This is a genomic window from Haloarchaeobius amylolyticus (genome assembly GCF_026616195.1).
GTDB classification, from domain to species: domain Archaea; phylum Halobacteriota; class Halobacteria; order Halobacteriales; family Natrialbaceae; genus Haloarchaeobius; species Haloarchaeobius amylolyticus.
Window position 1 is genome coordinate 81789 of the sequence record NZ_JANHDH010000001.1, and the last position, 16366, is coordinate 98154.

Annotated in this window: 10 protein-coding genes and 1 pseudogene; 10 read left to right on the forward strand and 1 reads right to left on the reverse strand. The window is 65.7% G+C overall.

Features of this window, described 5'->3' with window-relative positions; all coding sequences use genetic code 11:
* Positions 1-21 precede the first annotated feature (21 nt).
* The 4 genes from NOV86_RS00450 to NOV86_RS00465 are packed head-to-tail and all read left to right on the forward strand — an operon-like array spanning position 22 to position 3186.
* The gene (locus NOV86_RS00450) at positions 22-627 is read left to right on the forward strand and encodes a chemotaxis protein CheC (protein ID WP_368408714.1); all 606 of its coding nucleotides are present in this window, start codon (positions 22-24) and stop codon (positions 625-627) included.
* Complete coding sequence (locus NOV86_RS00455; RefSeq protein WP_267639252.1) at positions 624-1868, forward strand: chemotaxis protein CheC; 1245 nt, start codon at positions 624-626, stop codon at positions 1866-1868. The genes NOV86_RS00450 and NOV86_RS00455 overlap by 4 nt, the downstream gene beginning before the upstream one ends.
* Positions 1865-2386 carry a chemotaxis protein CheD gene (locus NOV86_RS00460; RefSeq protein WP_267639254.1) on the forward strand — a complete coding sequence of 174 codons (522 nt, stop codon included), beginning with the start codon at positions 1865-1867 and terminating at the stop codon, positions 2384-2386. The genes NOV86_RS00455 and NOV86_RS00460 overlap by 4 nt, the downstream gene beginning before the upstream one ends.
* Positions 2383-3186: a CheR family methyltransferase gene (locus NOV86_RS00465; protein ID WP_267639255.1), complete on the forward strand. Its 804-nt coding sequence runs from the start codon at positions 2383-2385 to the stop codon at positions 3184-3186. Before NOV86_RS00460 ends, NOV86_RS00465 begins: the two co-directional genes overlap by 4 nt.
* A 1964-nt stretch (positions 3187-5150) precedes the next feature.
* Here the strand turns inward: NOV86_RS00465 and NOV86_RS23370 are convergent.
* A pseudogene (locus tag NOV86_RS23370) lies at positions 5151-6494 on the reverse strand (methyl-accepting chemotaxis protein); the annotation flags it as partial.
* 1132 nt (positions 6495-7626) lie between these two features.
* Between NOV86_RS23370 and NOV86_RS00475 the strand changes: the two are divergent.
* From NOV86_RS00475 to NOV86_RS00500, 6 genes are all read left to right on the forward strand, one after another.
* Entirely contained in the window at positions 7627-8817 is a 1191-nt protein-coding gene (locus tag NOV86_RS00475) for a type I restriction enzyme HsdR N-terminal domain-containing protein (protein ID WP_267639257.1), read from the forward strand.
* Between the two features lie 208 nt (positions 8818-9025).
* Positions 9026-10018 carry a glutathione S-transferase family protein gene (locus tag NOV86_RS00480; protein WP_267639258.1) on the forward strand — a complete coding sequence of 331 codons (993 nt, stop codon included), beginning with the start codon at positions 9026-9028 and terminating at the stop codon, positions 10016-10018.
* A 323-nt stretch (positions 10019-10341) separates the two neighbouring features.
* Positions 10342-14124: a DUF7289 family protein gene (locus tag NOV86_RS00485; protein WP_267639259.1), complete on the forward strand. Its 3783-nt coding sequence runs from the start codon at positions 10342-10344 to the stop codon at positions 14122-14124.
* Positions 14125-14213: 89 nt separating this feature from the next.
* Positions 14214-15086 carry a geranylgeranylglycerol-phosphate geranylgeranyltransferase gene (locus tag NOV86_RS00490; RefSeq protein ID WP_267639260.1) on the forward strand — a complete coding sequence of 291 codons (873 nt, stop codon included), beginning with the start codon at positions 14214-14216 and terminating at the stop codon, positions 15084-15086.
* Between the two features lie 149 nt (positions 15087-15235).
* Entirely contained in the window at positions 15236-15868 is a 633-nt protein-coding gene (locus NOV86_RS00495) for an RAD55 family ATPase (RefSeq protein WP_267639261.1), read from the forward strand.
* 70 nt (positions 15869-15938) lie between these two features.
* On the forward strand, positions 15939-16346 hold the full coding sequence (locus NOV86_RS00500; RefSeq protein WP_267639262.1) for a CoA-binding protein: 408 nt from the start codon (positions 15939-15941) through the stop codon (positions 16344-16346).
* Positions 16347-16366 lie beyond the last annotated feature (20 nt).

Below are 16366 nucleotides of genomic sequence, written 5' to 3' on the forward strand. Positions count from 1 at the left end.
ACGAAATCACAGGAGGCAATCATGAGTCTGATGGTCGACATTCGGAAGTTGAGTTTCATCAACGAGATGGCGAAGGTCGGGACCAACGGGGTCGCCGACAACATGAGTAAACTGACAGGCGAGGACGCCCGGATGGAGGTGACGAAGACGAACTTCATCGACATCCAGGACATCAAGAAGCAACTGGACGCCGGCAAGCGCGTCGGCGTCCGGGTGCGGCTGATGGAGCCCCCCCATGGGCACATCCTCATCCTGTTCCCGGAGTCGAGCGCGAAGAAGATCACCGCGCTCATGCTCTCGGACATGGTCGACGACATGTCGCAGGTGTCGGGCGAGATGGCTCGCTCGGCCGTCGAGGAGCTCGGCAACATGATGGCGTCGGGCTTCATCGACGGCTGGGCGGACGTGCTCGGCCGCACCATCGACATCGCGACCCCGCAACTGGTGTACGCACCGGCGGGCGAGATCGTCGAACGGACCGCGGGCCTCGGCGGCGAGGACCTCGCGCTGTTCTTCGACTCCAACCTGACCGTACCGAGCTACGACATCAACGCGGAGATATACGCATTCCCGAACCTCGAAGAGTTCGTGGAGATGGTGAACAACATCGAAGCCAGGCCCACATGAAACTGGACATCACCGCACTCGGGACCTTCTACGACATGGCCCGGGAAGGTGCCGGTCTCGCTGCGGGTCGCCTGACGCGCATGACCGACGTGGACACCCGCGTCGGCATCACGAAACTGAACTTCATGCGCGGCTCGGAGATCCGCACCGAGTTCGAGGACGACGTGCCCAAGGTCGGCATCCGGGTCGAACTCTCGGGCGGCCTCGAGGGGCACTCGCTGATCATCTTCGAGCGCGACGCCGCGCTCAGCATCGTCCAGACACTGGTGGGTGAATCGGACGCCGACGGCTTCGACGACATGAACCGGTCGGCGATGACCGAGGTCGGCCAGATCATGAACGCCGGGTTCATCGACGGCTGGGCCGACGTGCTCGGTACCGTCATCGACGTGTCCACCCCCGAGTTCGTCGAAGGGACGACGGCCGAGCCGTTCATCGGCGACCTCAAGGCGGCACCCGACGAGGGCGACCTCGCGTTGCTGTTCCAGAGCCAGATCGAGGCGGTCGACACGGAGATCGGGTTCAAGCACTACCTGTTCCCCGAACGCGACTCGATGGCCGACATCCTCGAACAGCACGGGGACCCCGACAGCCGGGGCATCGAGTACGACAAACTCGCGGGCTTCGACGAGATGGCACAGCAGGGGGCGAAGGAGGTCGCCTCGAACATCACGACGCTCACCGGTATCGAGACGAGCGTGAAGATCCGGCGGCTGAAGTTCGCCTCGCTTGAGGCCATCCCGCAGGAGATCGACGACGAGATGCTCGTCGGCGTGGCCCACGAACTCGACGGGACACCCTCGGGCTACCTGCTGTTCCTGTTCGACGAGCGCTCGGCCCGGGAGGTCGTCGAGGCGACGGTCCCGAACCCGCCCGACGACGAGTTCGGCGACCTCGGGAAGAGCGCCATCAAGGAACTCGGCAACATCATGGCCTCCGGGTTCATCGACGGGTGGGCGAACGTGCTGGACACGACCATCGACCACTCGCCCCCGCAGTACATCCACGACTTCGGCGCGGCGGTCATCGACCCGGTCATCATCCAGCTCGGGGAGAACCAGGACTTCGCGTTCGTCTTCGACACGGTCATCAAGGCCGACGACCGCGAGTTCGACTGCTCCATCTACGCCATCCCCGACGAGGAGGACCTCGAACGGGCGCTCAACAACCTCGACATCGACCGCATCGAAGACGCCGAGACGAAAGCAGACTTCCCCATCGATGAAGTGGAGAACTCATGAAGACCTACGGCAGTGAACCCGGCGCGCCGGAGCCGGTCCAGGTCGGCATCTCGGAGTTCGTCGTCCGGGGAAAGGAGTCAGAGGAGACGCTGAAGTCCTACGGGCTCGGGTCGTGCCTGGCCATCGCGCTGTACGACCCCGACTCCGGTATCGGCGGGCTGGCCCACGTCATGCTCCCCGACGGCGACGCAGCCGACGGTGCCGACACCCAGCCGGGCAAGTACGCCGACACCGCCATCCGCGCGATGCTCCGCCGGATGGTCGAGAAGGGCGCGGCGTACACCTCGGTCGAGGCCAAGATCGCGGGCGGCAGCGACATGTTCCAGTTCGAGTCCTTCGGCGAGGGCGTCGGGAAGCGAAACGTCGCCGCCGCAAAGGACGAACTGGAGAAGCTCGGCGTCCCCATCATCGCAGAGGACGTGGGCGGCCAGCGTGGCCGGACCGTCGAGTTCGACGTGGAGACCGGCACGCTCCGCATCCGCACCGCGGACAGCGAACACGCTGTGGAGGAACTGTGACGGAGGAGGACGCGTTTCTCCGAGTCACCCAGTACGTCGAAGACGAGATCGGGTTCGCGACCAGTCATTACAACGACAGCTACCTCAAGCGGCGGCTCTCCTCGCGCATGCGCCGGACGGGCGCGGCCGACTACGACGAGTACTTCGACATCCTCCGCGAGGACCCCGACGAACCCAAGGAGCTGCTGGACGCGCTCTCGATCAACGTCACCGGGTTCTTCCGGAACCCCGACGTCTGGGAGGGCATCCGGTCGGTGTTGCGGGACCTCTCCGCCGAAGAGGACCGCGTCCACGTCTGGTCTGCGGCCTGTGCGGACGGCCGTGAGCCCTACTCGCTCGCGATGCTCGCGCTCGACGACCCCCGGGTCGACGCCGAGAAGTTCCACATCTACGGGACCGACATCAACGACGAGGCGCTCCGGACCGCCCAGCAGGGCGTCTACCACAGCACCCGCACCGTCGACATCGAGGACCAGCTCACCTTCCTCTCGAACTTCCACGCCTACGTCGACAGGCGAGAGAACCGCTTCGCGGTGACCGACCGGGTCAAACGGAAGGTCACCTTCGCGAAGCACGACCTGATCAACGACGGGTCGAAGTCGGGCTTCGACCTCGTCATCTGCCGGAACCTGTTCATCTACATCGACAACGAGTACAAACAGCCGGTCCTCGAGACCATCGCCAGGTCGCTCCGCCCCGACGGCTACCTCGTCATCGGGAAGGCAGAGACCATCCCGCCACAGCTCAAGTCGGCGTTCTCCGTGCTCGACGGTCGCCTCCGTATCTACCAGCGCGAGTAGCTCGCACCTCTTCCTCGTCCGTATCCTTCACACCGTCCACGAGCGTCCGCAGCAACGTCTCGGGCCGACAGCCCACGCTACGCGACCGAGCAGCAGAAAAGAGTGACCGCGCCGCGGGATTACTCGTCGTCGTTCGGCTCGGACTGGGCGAACGAGAACATGTCGTCCTCGCTGCCATCCTCCTCGTCGACGTCCAGGTCCTCCTCGTCGGACTCGTCACCGAAGTCGATGTCGTCCATCCCGGGGACCTCCTTCGTCTCGGTCTCCTCGGGGCCGTCGTCGGTGGTCTCCGCGAGCGGGTCGTCGTCGAAGTCGAGCGCCTCGCCGAGCTCGCGGTCGATGTCGTCGGTATCCCGGTCGGCCTCGTCCTCGGTCTCCGCTTCGGCGTCGGCCCCGAAGGAGAGTCCCGTCGTCGACTCCGAGTCGTCCTCGGCAACCGAGTCGGCCTCGGGAGCCGAGCCGGCCTCGGTGTCGGCCGCGTCCATGGGCTCGGCTTCGATGGACTCCGCCTCGGCCTCGGGTTCGGCGGCGTCGGCTTCGACGGCGTCGGCTTCGACGGCGTCGGCTTCGACGGCGTCGGCTTCGACGGCGTCGGCTTCGACGGCGTCGTCGCTGTCGACAGCCGCGTCCGTGTCTGCGGGGTCGGCCTCGACGGCCGTGTCGTCGGTCTCCCAGCCGGGCGGTGCCTCGTCGGTCTCCCAGCTGGCGTCTGCGGGTTCGGTGGCGGCCCACTCGTCGTCGGCCCCGTACTGGGGCTCGGCGTCCGCGTCGGCGGTTTCGCCGACCTCCCAGTCGGCCTCGGCCGTCTCGTCCGCGGCGAACTCGTCGTCCGCAGCCCACGAGCCTTCGGCGTCGGCGTCCTCACCGGCTTCCCAGTCTGCGGACTCCGACGCCGCTGCCGCGTCGACCGTCTCCCACTCGTCGCTGGACTCGTCCGGTTCCATGCCGGCAGCGTCGGATTCGGCGCCGGCGTCGGCGTCGAGGTCGGTCTCTCCCTCGTCGTCGGTACTCGGCTCGGTGTCGACCCCGGCTTCCGTCTCGGTCTGGGTCTCGGCGTCGGCCGCGTCGACCTCGGCCTCGTCACCTGCCGGCTCGGTCTCCTCGCCGCCCTCGAACGGTTCGAAGCCCTCGAACTCGTCGTCAGCGTCGGAGCCGAGGTCGATGTCTGCCTCGTAGTCGCCGGGGTCCGCGGAGTCGGCGAGCGGGTCGGCTTCGGCGCCAGATTCCGCCGCGGCCTCGGCTTCGACCGGCTCGTCGTCGGCGGTCGAATCCGGGTCCTCGACCGCGTCCGCGTCGAGTTCGAGGCCGTCGTCGGCCTCGACCGGTTCGTCGGTCTCGGTCGCCGTCTCCGCCTCGTCGGGTTCCTCTTCGCCGAAGGCGATGCCGGGCGAGTCGGTGTCCTCGGGTGCGACGGCGTCCGTCGACTCCGTCTGTGCGTCGGTTTCAGCCTCTGCGTCGACCGCACCGGCCTCCGCTTCGACAGCGTCACCCTCGATTTCGACGTCGGCGGGCTCCGGTGCGGGTTCTGCACCGAAGGAGTCCGCGGCGGAGTCGTCCTCGGCTGCTGCCCCGGCAGTCGCCGCGGCGTCGAGGTCGTAGTCGTCCGCGTTCACGTCGTCCACGTCGTCGAGGCCGAGTTCGTCCTCGTCGGATTCTTCACCGAAGCTCGCGTCGTCGACCGGCGCGAAGTCGTCGGCGGCGCCGTCGCCGGCGTCGGGGCTCGGCGTGGTCTCCTCGCCGAAGGTCGCCGGCGAGCCCAGCCCGCCCTGACCCTCGGCTGGCGCGTCCATCGGCGCTTCCGTCTCCTGCTCCTCGGCCGGTGCCGGGTCCGCGTCGCCGAGGTCGAGGTCGCTGTCGCCGGCGGTCAGTTCGCCGACGGCTTCGGTCGCTGCCTCGATCTCTTCGGGGTCGCGGGTCTCCACGTCCTCGAAGAGTTCCTCGCTGGTGCCGAACTCGTACACGTCGTCGACGTCGGTCTCGAAGCGGTCCAGCGCCTCGCTGAGGCGGGACGCCTGGTTCGCGAGGTCGCTCGCGGACTTGCTGACCTCGGTGAGTGCCGTGGTCTGCTCCTCGGCGGCGGCCGCCACGTTCTCGGCCTCCGCGGTCGTCTCCTCGGAGATGGTCGCTGCCTCGTCGACCATCGCGACGACCTCCTCGGTCGAGGCCGCCTGTTCCTCGGTCGCCGCGGAGATCTCCTGGACACCCGTGTTGGTCGACGTCGCGTAGTCGGCAATCTCGTCGAGTGCCGTGACGGTCTCCTCGACCGCCTCGGTCGTCGCGGATATCTGTTCGCTCGCGCCCTCGACGGAGCGCACGGACTGCTGGGTCTTCGACTGGATGGTCTCGAGGCGCTTCTCGATGTCCTCGGCCGCGTCCTTGGTCTCCTCTGCCAGCTCCTTGACCTCCTGTGCGACGACGGAGAACCCTTCGCCGGAACTGCCCGAGCGTGCCGCCTCGATGTTGGCGTTCAGCGCGAGCATGTTCGTCTGCTCGGCGATCTCTGAGATGAAGTCGATGAGTTCGTCGATCTGCTCCATCTCCTTCTCGAGGTCGCCCATCTGGTCGGTGACGACCTCGCGGTTGTCCTCCAGTGCCTGCATCCGGTCGATCGCCTCCTGTGCGGCCTCGCGACCGTCGCGGCCGGTCTCTGCGGTCCGTTCTGCCAGGTCCGCCACCTCGTTCGAGGACGACGCGATCTCCTCGATGGTGGTCGACAGGCCGGACATCTCCTGACTGACGCGCTGGAGGCTGTCGTTCTGCCGGTCCGCACCGTCGGAGATCTCCTGGATGGACTCGGTCACCTGCTCGGAGGCGGACCGGACCTCCTCGCTGGAGGCCGTGACCTCCTCGGAGGAGGTGGCGACCTCGTTCGCGAAGTTCTTGAGCTGGGCCGTGGTCTCCTCGATCTCGCCGATCATGTGGTTGAACTCCCGGGCGATGTCGGCCATCGCCTCGGACTCGGATTCGGCGTTCATCCGCTGGGTCATGTCCCCGTCGGAGACGCTCTGCATCACGTCGCGGTACTCGTCGGCCTTGCGCTCTAGGTGGCGGTTCATCTGCTCCGCCTCGGCGCGAGCGAGTTCCGCCTGCTCGCGAGCGTCACGGGCCTCCTGGATCTGCTCACGGAGCGCGTCACGCATGGACCCGAACCCGTCGTACAGCCGCCCGATGTTGTCGATGCGGTGGGTCTCGAACTCGACGTTGAGGTTCCCCTCCTCCATCTGGGTGGTCTTCGAGGTGAGGCGGTCGATGGCGGACGCGGTGTTGCGCCCGATGACCGTCCCGACGAGGACGATGAGGGTCATCCCCGCGAGGGTCGCGTACAGGCCCCACTGGCTCACGTCGTTCACGAAGCCGTAGACGTTGCCGGTCGGGGCGCTCACGGTGACGACCATGTTCCGACCCGGCACCGCCGCGTAGCTGGTCACGTACTCGTCGTCGCCGTAGTCACCGCCGACCGTCTGTGCCACCGGCTCCGGTGCCGACCCGAACTGCTCGACGCCGGTCCCGGACTGCGAGAGCTGATAGAAGTTGGCGCCGGTGAACTGGTTGCCGACGACGGTGCCGTCCTCCATGTTCCCGGTGTTCGCGAAGACGATCTCGTTCTGGTCACCGAGAATCATCGTCGTCTCACCGTCCTCGACGGCCATGGTCTGTGCGTAGTTGGCCACGTCGACGGTGGTCACGATGACCTCGCTCCCACTGCTCGCCTTCACGGGGTAGGCGTAGGCGACGACGGTCGTCCCCTCGTGGTCGACGTAGGAGCTGTAGATGATACCACTATCGCCGTCGACGGTCGTCTTCTCGGCGAGGGTCGACGCCCACGGCGTCTGCAACTGGCCGAGTTTGGCGTCCTCCTGGTCGTTGTGCGTGGTCGCGGTGACGGTGTTGGAGGGGAGCTTCACGTAGTACATGTCCCGGACGCCACGTTCGAACTGCAACACCTGCGTCCGCCCCTCCAGAGTGGCGTCGATACGCGTCTCGTTGCCGTTCTCTACCTCCTCCCGTAACGCGATGTTCTGTGTGATGACGATGTTCCGTTCGTCCCACTGGCGCAAGTTACGGGCTTCCTGTCCTGCACGGTCCTCGAGTCTGTCGTTGACGCTGTTCTCGACCTCCTCTGTGATCTGGCCAGTCGCGACGAACCCCACCGCCCCGACAGCCAGGCCCATTATGAGGAGCGCGATACCGAATTTCAGCGCATAACTTCTCCGAATAAAGTTTGGTATGAGTCGACGAAGCGGGCCCAGCATATGGTCGAAACGGTAGGTACCAGAATATAAAACAACACCGGAGATTATCACCTGTGAAAACCGGAGATACCGGCGGGCTCGGCACCCCCACATTAACCTGACGGCCGTTTTCGGTCTCGGCAAAACCTTCGTCGGACCCGACCCTGCGTGATAAAGTACAAGCGGGTCACAGACGAACGAGGTGACGATGGGACCCGCGGACCTGACGGAGTACGTCGAACACGCCACGGAGGTCGTCGCTACCTCGCCGGAGCTAGGCCTGCGGAACACCCAGCTCAGGCTCGTCGAACCGTTCCTCGAGGCCCTCGGCTGGAACGTCAGGGCCCCCGAGGTCGAGGCCGCGTTCCACGTCCCCGGTGCCGAGGCCACCGTGGACTACGCGCTCCTCGCGGACGGCAGACCGACCGTGTTCGTCTTCACGCGCCCGGCCGAGGAATCGCTCGGCACAGACGACACCGACCAGCTCTCCGAGGCCATGCGAGCAGCCGGGGTATCGTGGGGCGTGCTCACGAACGGTCGGCAGTTCGCCTTCGCCGGCTCGAAGGACGGGGAGACGGAGTGGGCAGAGTGCGACCTGCAGGGACTACCGGAGCGGTCGACGGTCCTCGAACACTACACGCGAGCGCGGGCCATCGAGCGAGCACGCACCCGTACCCGGGCCGAGCGCGAGACTGCCGCAGAACGTCTCGAAGACGCGGGCGACGAACTGGTCGAGGCGCTCACCACGGAGTTGCAGGCGGCGACCGACGGGGCTGCCGCTGCCGACCTCGAGACCGCGACACGCGAGTTCGTGCAGCGACTGGTCCAGTCGTTCCGGTCGGATGACGGCACAGGGAGTCGTCCGACCGGGACTCCGCGAGACGGCACAGAAGCGGGTCCAGCCGGTGTCTCCGACGCTGCGGAAGTCGAGGCAGAAACAGAGGACACCGAGACCTCGGTCGAGCCCGCACAGGAGTCGGTCGACGACGCTGCCTCGGCCTCCGACAGACAGGACGGTGTCCAGACGGTCGCGGCCGCCTCGGCCGGCGGGGACGGCGAGTTCGTCGCCCGGTTCTTCAGGGACCGGACCTCCGTCGGAGCGGTCGGTTGCTCCACGGTCGAAGGGGCGATGGGGCAGATCGTCGACTACCTCGTCGAACAGCACCACCTCGCCGGGTCCATCTCCCTCCCGTACTGTCCCGACGAGGACGAGACCGCCGTCCTCCACCGGGAGCCCGTCCATCCCGATGGACGACCGATGCGACCGGCTGTCGAACTGGAGAGCGGACCGTTCCTCTGGACGGGTGGCGACCTCGAGACCCAGCGGGCACGACTGGAGGACCTCGCCTCGCGGGCGGGACTCCGGGTGATGTTCCAGGGCGACTGGCGCACGAGATAGGGCAGTCCGCGGGACGAACCGCAGGTAGAGGCTGGGCCCGCGGGCTGGTAGGTGCTTCAGGTGGCGAGGAGGGCGGCCCGGACATCGGGACGACGAACAGCAGTAACTCCTCAGGTGTCATCGAACCCGCCCATGTCGATGTCGTCGATACCGGAAGGTCGCTGGGGGGTGCGGAGGGGTTAATCCTCCTGATTGGGTACGGTCGGGCATGCACATGCTCGTCGACGGCGAGTGGCGGGAAGGCGCGTACCAGACCACGAACGAGGACGGAGAGTTCGACAGGCAGGAGACCAGTTTCCGTGACTGTATCTCGAACGAGGAGGACGCCCGGTTCCAGCCCGAGGCCGACCGATACCATCTGTACGTCTCGCGGGCGTGTCCCTGGGCACACCGAGCGATGGTCGTCCGCCGGCTCCTCGGTCTGGAGGACGTGGTCTCCATGGACGTCGTCGACCCGTACCGCGACACCGACGGCTGGCAGTTCACGCCCGAGAAGGACGACTGCACGACCGACTCCATCATGGACGCCGACTACCTGCGTGAGGTGTACACCGCGGCCGACGACTCCTTCACCGGGCGCGTGACCGTGCCCGTGCTGTGGGACCGGGAGGAGGAGACCATCGTCAACAACGAGTCCGAGGAGGTGATCAAGATGTTCGCGGACGCGATGGCCGGCCTCGGGACCACCGGCGTCGACCTCTACCCAGACGCGCTCCGCGACGAGATCGACGCGGTCATCGAGGACATCTACGAACCGATCAACAACGGTGTCTACCGCGCCGGTTTCGCCGACTCGCAGGCCGCCCACGAACGGGCGGTGGCCGACCTCTTCGGGGCGCTCGACCACTGGAACGAGGTGCTCGCCGACCAGCGCTACCTCGTCGGCGAGCGCCTCACGCTCGCGGACGTCTGCCTGTTCACGACGCTCGTCCGGTTCGACGAGGTCTACCACACCCACTTCAAGTGCAACGTCCGCCACGTCACCGACTACGACCACCTGTGGGGTCACACCCGCGAGCTGTTCCAGCTGCCGGGCGTCGCCGAGACGGTGAACATGGCCCACATCAAGGAGCACTACTACACGACCCACGGTGACGTCAACCCGAAGAAGCTCGTCCCGGTCGGACCCGCCCCCGACTTCGCTGGGTCACACGACCGGGACTCCCTCGCGGGTGGGCCACCCGAGGGGCTCCTCGACTGACGACCCGTCTCGTTTATAACTGAACCGGTGTGACCGAGTGGGTGCGGACTGTTCATTCCGTTCACAGTAACAGAAACAATCCGTTTTTCTGTTTATTCGATTCACAGCACGAATGAATTCGCTCTCGATTGTATCGAATCCTGTACAGTATAGCCAACTTATATCTTGTGGCCGAGGTTTCGAGGGGGTCGGTCCCCTGCCTAGGTTACGGCCCAGATAGAAAAGTAAATAACTCGTTTCACCACGGGGTATGTCTTTTGTTAATGCCCCAGTAGAGTTATATCCAAGGTCGAGATGTATTAACACAGCAACTACCGAGAGACATGACCTCACCACCATCACCCACACGCGAGCGCCGAGGGGTCTCCCCCATCGTCGGCCTCGTCGTCCTCATGGCCCTCGTCGCGATCGCGTCGGGGCTCATCCTGCTCAATGCCACGACTGTCACCGACTCGGTCCAGCAGGGTACGGAGATGCGGAGCGCCGAGTTGACGCTGGCGGAGGCCAGCGCCAAGTTGCGAACGCTCTCCTACCAGGACGTCGGCGACGTCAGCTCGCTCGACCTCACCGGAAAGGACACACAGGACGCGAAGATACGGGACGACGGACGGATATCGTTCCAGCTCAACGGGCACGACGCCTGCCGGGCGTCGATGGACCTCGGGTCCGTCATCTACGAGAACGAGAACGGCGAGTCCGTCGCCTACCAGGCCGGTGGTGTCTGGAAGAACACGACCGCTGGCTCGGTGATGGTCTCTGCACCGAGCCTCCAGTACCGCGTCAGTTCGGACGAGAAGCGGCCGATCCACACCCTCGACTTCCCGGTGGTGGACGTCGAGGGTCGCATCGACGACTCGGGTGAGGTCACCGCGCGCAAGACGACGAACCGGAGCCAGCGGGAGGCGTTCGAACGCGGCCTCTGTCTCCCCGTCTCCGAGAACAGCACGCTCGACCGCGTCCGGACGATCACGATAACGGTCGAGAACTCGACCTACAGCGAGGCCTGGAACCGGTACCTGCAGGACGAACTCGCGGGCAACATCCTCGAGAGCGACTACTACCCCTCGAACGGCACGATGTCCTACACGGTTCCGCTCGGCCAGAGCATCCACCCTGACGAGTTCGTCGTCGGTGATGCGCAGGTTCGAGCCGCGCTCTGGGGGACCGGAACGACCGAAATCAAACTGAACGGCGATAACTCTCCCCACAAGGGGACAACCATCGACAGTTACAATTCCACGGTGAATCCCTACCCCGTCCAGAACGGAGAGGAATCGATGATCGTGAACAACGGGCCGGTCACGCTCCTCCCTCATGCGGTCGTCGAGGGCGACATCGCGGCTGATGGGCCAGTCGATTCCCAGCCGAACTCGGAGGTCTACGGGAACATCTCCTACAACGGAACGGCAGAGAAGGACGGGACCGTCACTGGAAAGTGGTACAGTGGCTTCGAGTATGCCGACAACGTCATCCCGGCGATCGACGACGAGGTCACCTTCACCGTCGACTCGGCAGTGCTCTCGAACCACAACCGGGAGACGCCGGTGTTCGATGCGAATTACTCCGATTCGGTCCGCCAGTCGGGGACCGTCGAGTCCGGCGTCTACCTGACCGAGAACTTCGACGTCGACAGTGGCGAATCGGTCACCTTCGACACCAGTGACGGCAGCGTTGTCGTCGCGGTGAACCGGTCGGCGGACATCCAGGGCCGCATCGAGGTCGAAGGTGACGGGCAGGTTCGCCTGTTCGTGATGGACGACGTGACGGTCGGCGGGGAGGTGAAGTCCCTGGACGGCGGGAATCTAACCAACGATTCGACGAGCTTCTGGACCTTCGCACGCGCCGGTGCGGACGTCACCTTCCAGCAGGATGCTGAGTACACCGGTGTCGTCTACGCACCCGGACCGTCTGGTGAGACGGTGCTCGAAGGGCAAGGCGCCACTGGAGGCACCGAGGTCTACGGCGCGGTCGTCGGTGGACAGGTCGAGATCGAGAAGGGAGCACTCCTCCACTTCGACGAGGCGGTCCGAACCGGGAACCTCGACTCCGACGGCGACGGGATTCCGGACTCCGCCGACCCGAACAACAACGTCTCCGACGGTGACCTCGACGGTGTCCCGGACTACTACGACGACTGTCCGGACGGTGCCTCGGGCGCCACCGGTGAGAACGGCTGTGCCGGCGTCGACGAGGACGAGTCGAAGAACGCGCTCGTCGTCAACCAGTCGAAGGCGCGCGTGAACGTCGCCGGCTCGGTCGTCGCCGACGTCGAGGAGACGACGAAGCAGGTCGGCGAACGCGAACCCCTCGACGTCGTGTTCGTCATCGACGACTCCGGCTCGATGGGGAGTCCCGAGGTCAACAAGCTCCACAACGGGTACTACGAGGCGACCGGCACCTACGGGAACTGGAGCGAGTGGCAGTCTCCGGAGAACGCGTCGTACGTCCATCCGGGAGACCACAAGTGGGGCTTCGACGTCGTTCCTTCCGGTCAGCAGTGGGAGGTCCAGTACCTGCAACCACAGTACATGGACCCCGACCAGGAGGTGCTCGGTCCGGGTCGGCAGGCTGACTTCAGGAAAGACAACGGTGGCGACAGGGACGCCGTCGAGCAGGTCCGTCGGCGGGTCGAGAACAGCAGCAAGACCTACCAGGTCCCCAGCGGCGAGGTCTGGCTCGTCTCGACCGACCCCGACCCGGACGAGTGGGAGATCGGCGACCCGAGTTACCAGACCGAGTGGTTCTTCCCCGGGGAGACGTTCGAATCCGCGAACTGGAACTACTACGAGCGCTACAGCCTCGGTAACGACCCCGACGACGAGCGTGAGGACGCCATGCAGACGTTCATCGGGATGCTGAACGCGTCCCGGGGTGACCGGGTCGGTGTCGTGTCGTTCACCACGAGCAACTCCCCCAACGCGGAGGTCCGCCACGACATCCAGACCGCCGGGTCGTACTTCGACGGGGCGAACACCAGCCTGAACCTCCAGTCCGGCGGCGGGACCCCGATGGAGGACGCGATCGAACGTGCAGAGCAGGAACTGGAACAGGGCGACAACGACAAGAAGGTCATGGTGTTCCTCACCGACGGCCAGCCCGACGGTGACAAGGACGACGTCCTCGACGCGGCCGAGGACCTGCCCGAAGACATCCAGATACAGTCGATCGGACTCGGTGGCAACACCGACGAGGACCTCCTGCAGGACATGGCCGACGCGACCGAGGGGAACTTCTCGCAGGTCGGTGACTCCGCGGACCTCAACGAGACGTTCCGGAAGATCGCGGGTGAGGTGACCAAGGAGAAGGTCAAGGTCATCCAGCACAAGAACACCAGCCTCTCGCTGAACTTCGGCGGCCAGTCCGTCGAACTCGAGAACGTCAGCGTGGAACCGGACGGGACCGACACCATCGAGTCCGCCGACATCTCCGCCATCGACGTCGGGGATTACTTCTCGGTCTCGGCGACCTCGCACAACTGCGAGGACATGACCGACCCGTGGGAGAACACGTCCCACGACGGCGAGGAGTACGGGCACGTCACCTGCGACGGCATCAACAGCTCGAACCCGACCTACCAGTCGCAGTCGAACGCCTCCGACACGTACCACGAGACGTACGTCGACGGCGAGACGGTCCCGCCGTCTTCGGAGTTCACCGCGGGCTGGTACAAGGACAGTTCGACGCCGTTCCGTGACGTCATCAGCAACTACGAGAGCCAGACCGGCCTCGACCTCATCGACGAGTCGTCGGGGACGTTCGACCTCGGGGAGAACGACGCCATCATCGTCGTCAGGCTCAACCACGGCTCCGAGGACACGGACTTCGTGGTGTTGCACTTCGACGCCTACGACACCTCGGTCTCGTATCCCGTTCCGCCCGGTGGGTCGAACAACTCGAACGACGCGGCCAGCAACTCCAGTAGCGACAACAGCTACGTCGTCGACGTCGACAAGGACACCATCGAGATCGGCGACAACGAATCGAACCGCATCGCCGTCGTTCCCGACGCGACGATGCCACCGGCTGACGCCACGCTGTCGGCCAGCCAGCCGGCCGGTCCCTCGCTGACGCTCCACGCGGCCTCCCGGGCACGACCCGCGGTCTGACGGGACCGGTGGCCGCAGCCTGCGACCCTACACCCGTCACGCCGCGACCAATCACGCCTTTTTTGCTGTGCCACTGGCCACTGGGGAGTATGAGTGTGCACGACCGGGTCTCCGGACTGGTCGAGTTGACCCGGCCGGTGAACGCCGTCGTCGCCGGTGTCCTCACCTTCATCGGGGCGTTCGTGGCCGTCGGTGGCGACGTGACGACGACCGCGGGTGGGCTGACCGCGCCGGCCGTCAGGACCGCGGCGGCGGCCGTCACCACCGTCCTGGCCGCGGGTGGTGGCAACGTCATCAACGACTACTTCGACCGGGACATCGACCGGATCAACGCGCCGGACCGCCCGATTCCGCGGGGGGCAGTCAGCCCTCGCGGGGCGCTGGTGTTCAGCGTCGTACTGTTCGGGGTCGCGGCGGCGTTCGCGCTCGTCCTCCCGCCGCTGGCCATCGGTATCGCGGTGTTCAACCTCGTCGCACTGTGGGTCTACACGGAGTGGTTCAAGGGGACACCCGGCTTCGGGAACCTGCTGGTGGCGTACCTCGGCGGGAGCACCTTCCTGTTCGGCGGGGCGGCGGTCGGGAACCCGGCTGCCTCGGCGACGCTGTTCGCCCTCGCCGCGCTCTCGACCGTGAGCCGCGAGATAATCAAGGACGTCGAGGACATCGAGGGCGACCGCGAGGAGGGTCTCCGGACGCTCCCGCTGGCCATCGGCGAGCGACGGGCGCTGGTCCTCGCGACGGGGGCGCTCGTGGTGGCCGTACTCGCGAGTCCGATCCCGTTCCTGCGGGAGACCCTCGGGGTCGCCTACCTCGTCGCCGTCGCCCCGGCCGACGCGTTGATGCTGTATGCGGCGTACGAGAGCTTCTCGGACCCGACCGCGAGCCAGAACCACCTCAAGTACGGGATGTTCGTCGCGGCCGCCGCGTTCATCGTCGGCCGGGTCGCCGTCCTGCTCGGCTAACTGCTGAAAATCACCGACGGCGACGCGTCCTGATGGGGGTCTGAGGCTTCTAATCAAAAGTACTATAAGCCGGATACTGTATTCTCATACCATACGAGGGACCGGGGCTCGACACCGTGTGACGCCCGACCCGAGGATGTAGACACGCCATGTATGACCTGGCCGACGTTCTTCCGGACGCGGAACTCTCTCCCGGCACGAACCTGCTCATCGCCGGACCGCCGCTGACGGGGAAACGACAGATCGCGTTGGACCTCCTCGCGAGTGGTTCCAAGCAGGGCGAGGGAACCATCATAGTCACCACCAAGGACAGCGCACAGAAGATCTTCGACCAGTACGAGGGGCTCGTCGACGACGTCGATGCGGTCGACATCGGCATCGTCGACTGCGTGACCAAACAGCGCGGCGTGAACAACGTCACCGACGACGCCCGTATCAAGTACGCGTCCTCGCCGGTCGACATGACCGGTATCGGTATCAAACTCTCCGAGTTCTTGGAGGAGTTCTACGAGGTACGCGGCCACCGGAAGAACCGGATCCTCCTCCACTCCGTCTCGACGCTGCTGATGTACTCAGACCTCCAGACCGTCTTCCGCTTCCTCCACGTCTTCACCGGACGCGTCCAGTCCGCGGACGCACTCGGCGTCTACATCATCGACTCCACCGCCCACGACGACCAGACGATGAACACGCTCAAGCAGCTGTTCGACGCCGTCATCGAGGTCGAGGAGAGCGACGACGGTGAACCGACGCTCCACACGGCCGGCATCCCGACGCAGTAGGCCCATTCGAGACCGTCCGCCGGTTCCTCCCACCAGCACCCTTTTCGGCCACGCTCCCGTCTTCTCACCCATGCCAGTCGAGAGCGACGCGGAACTCCGTGACATCCTCGAGTACGACACCATCGCGGTCGTCGGCTGCTCGAGTTCGCCCGGGAAAGCGGCACACGACATCCCGAAGTACATGCAGTCGAACGGGTACCGCATCGTGCCAGTGAACCCGTTCGCCGACGAGATACTGGGCGAGAAGGCCTACGATTCCCTGAGCGAGGTCGAGGAGGAAGTCGACGTCGTCGACGTGTTCCGGCCGTCCGAGGAGGTCGCCGACATCGTGGACGAGGCGCTGGCGCGTGACGACGTGGAGGTCATCTGGACGCAACTGGGCATCCGCGACGACGACGCGGCGAAGAAGGCGGAGGACGCCGGAAAGCGGGTCGTCCAGGACAGGTGCCTCAAGGTCGAGCACTCGCGGCTCGCCTGAGCCGACGGCGCGGCGACGAC

Coding starts and splice junctions, on each gene's coding strand:
- NOV86_RS00455 (WP_267639252.1), top strand. CDS start 624: ATGAAACTGGACATCACCGCACTCGGGACCTTCTACGACATGGCCCGG.
- NOV86_RS00480 (WP_267639258.1), top strand. CDS start 9,026: ATGCACATGCTCGTCGACGGCGAGTGGCGGGAAGGCGCGTACCAGACC.
- NOV86_RS00495 (WP_267639261.1), top strand. CDS start 15,236: ATGTATGACCTGGCCGACGTTCTTCCGGACGCGGAACTCTCTCCCGGC.
- NOV86_RS00500 (WP_267639262.1), top strand. CDS start 15,939: ATGCCAGTCGAGAGCGACGCGGAACTCCGTGACATCCTCGAGTACGAC.
- NOV86_RS00485 (WP_267639259.1), top strand. CDS start 10,342: ATGACCTCACCACCATCACCCACACGCGAGCGCCGAGGGGTCTCCCCC.
- NOV86_RS00450 (WP_368408714.1), top strand. CDS start 22: ATGAGTCTGATGGTCGACATTCGGAAGTTGAGTTTCATCAACGAGATG.
- NOV86_RS00460 (WP_267639254.1), top strand. CDS start 1,865: ATGAAGACCTACGGCAGTGAACCCGGCGCGCCGGAGCCGGTCCAGGTC.
- NOV86_RS00475 (WP_267639257.1), top strand. CDS start 7,627: ATGGGACCCGCGGACCTGACGGAGTACGTCGAACACGCCACGGAGGTC.
- NOV86_RS00490 (WP_267639260.1), top strand. CDS start 14,214: ATGAGTGTGCACGACCGGGTCTCCGGACTGGTCGAGTTGACCCGGCCG.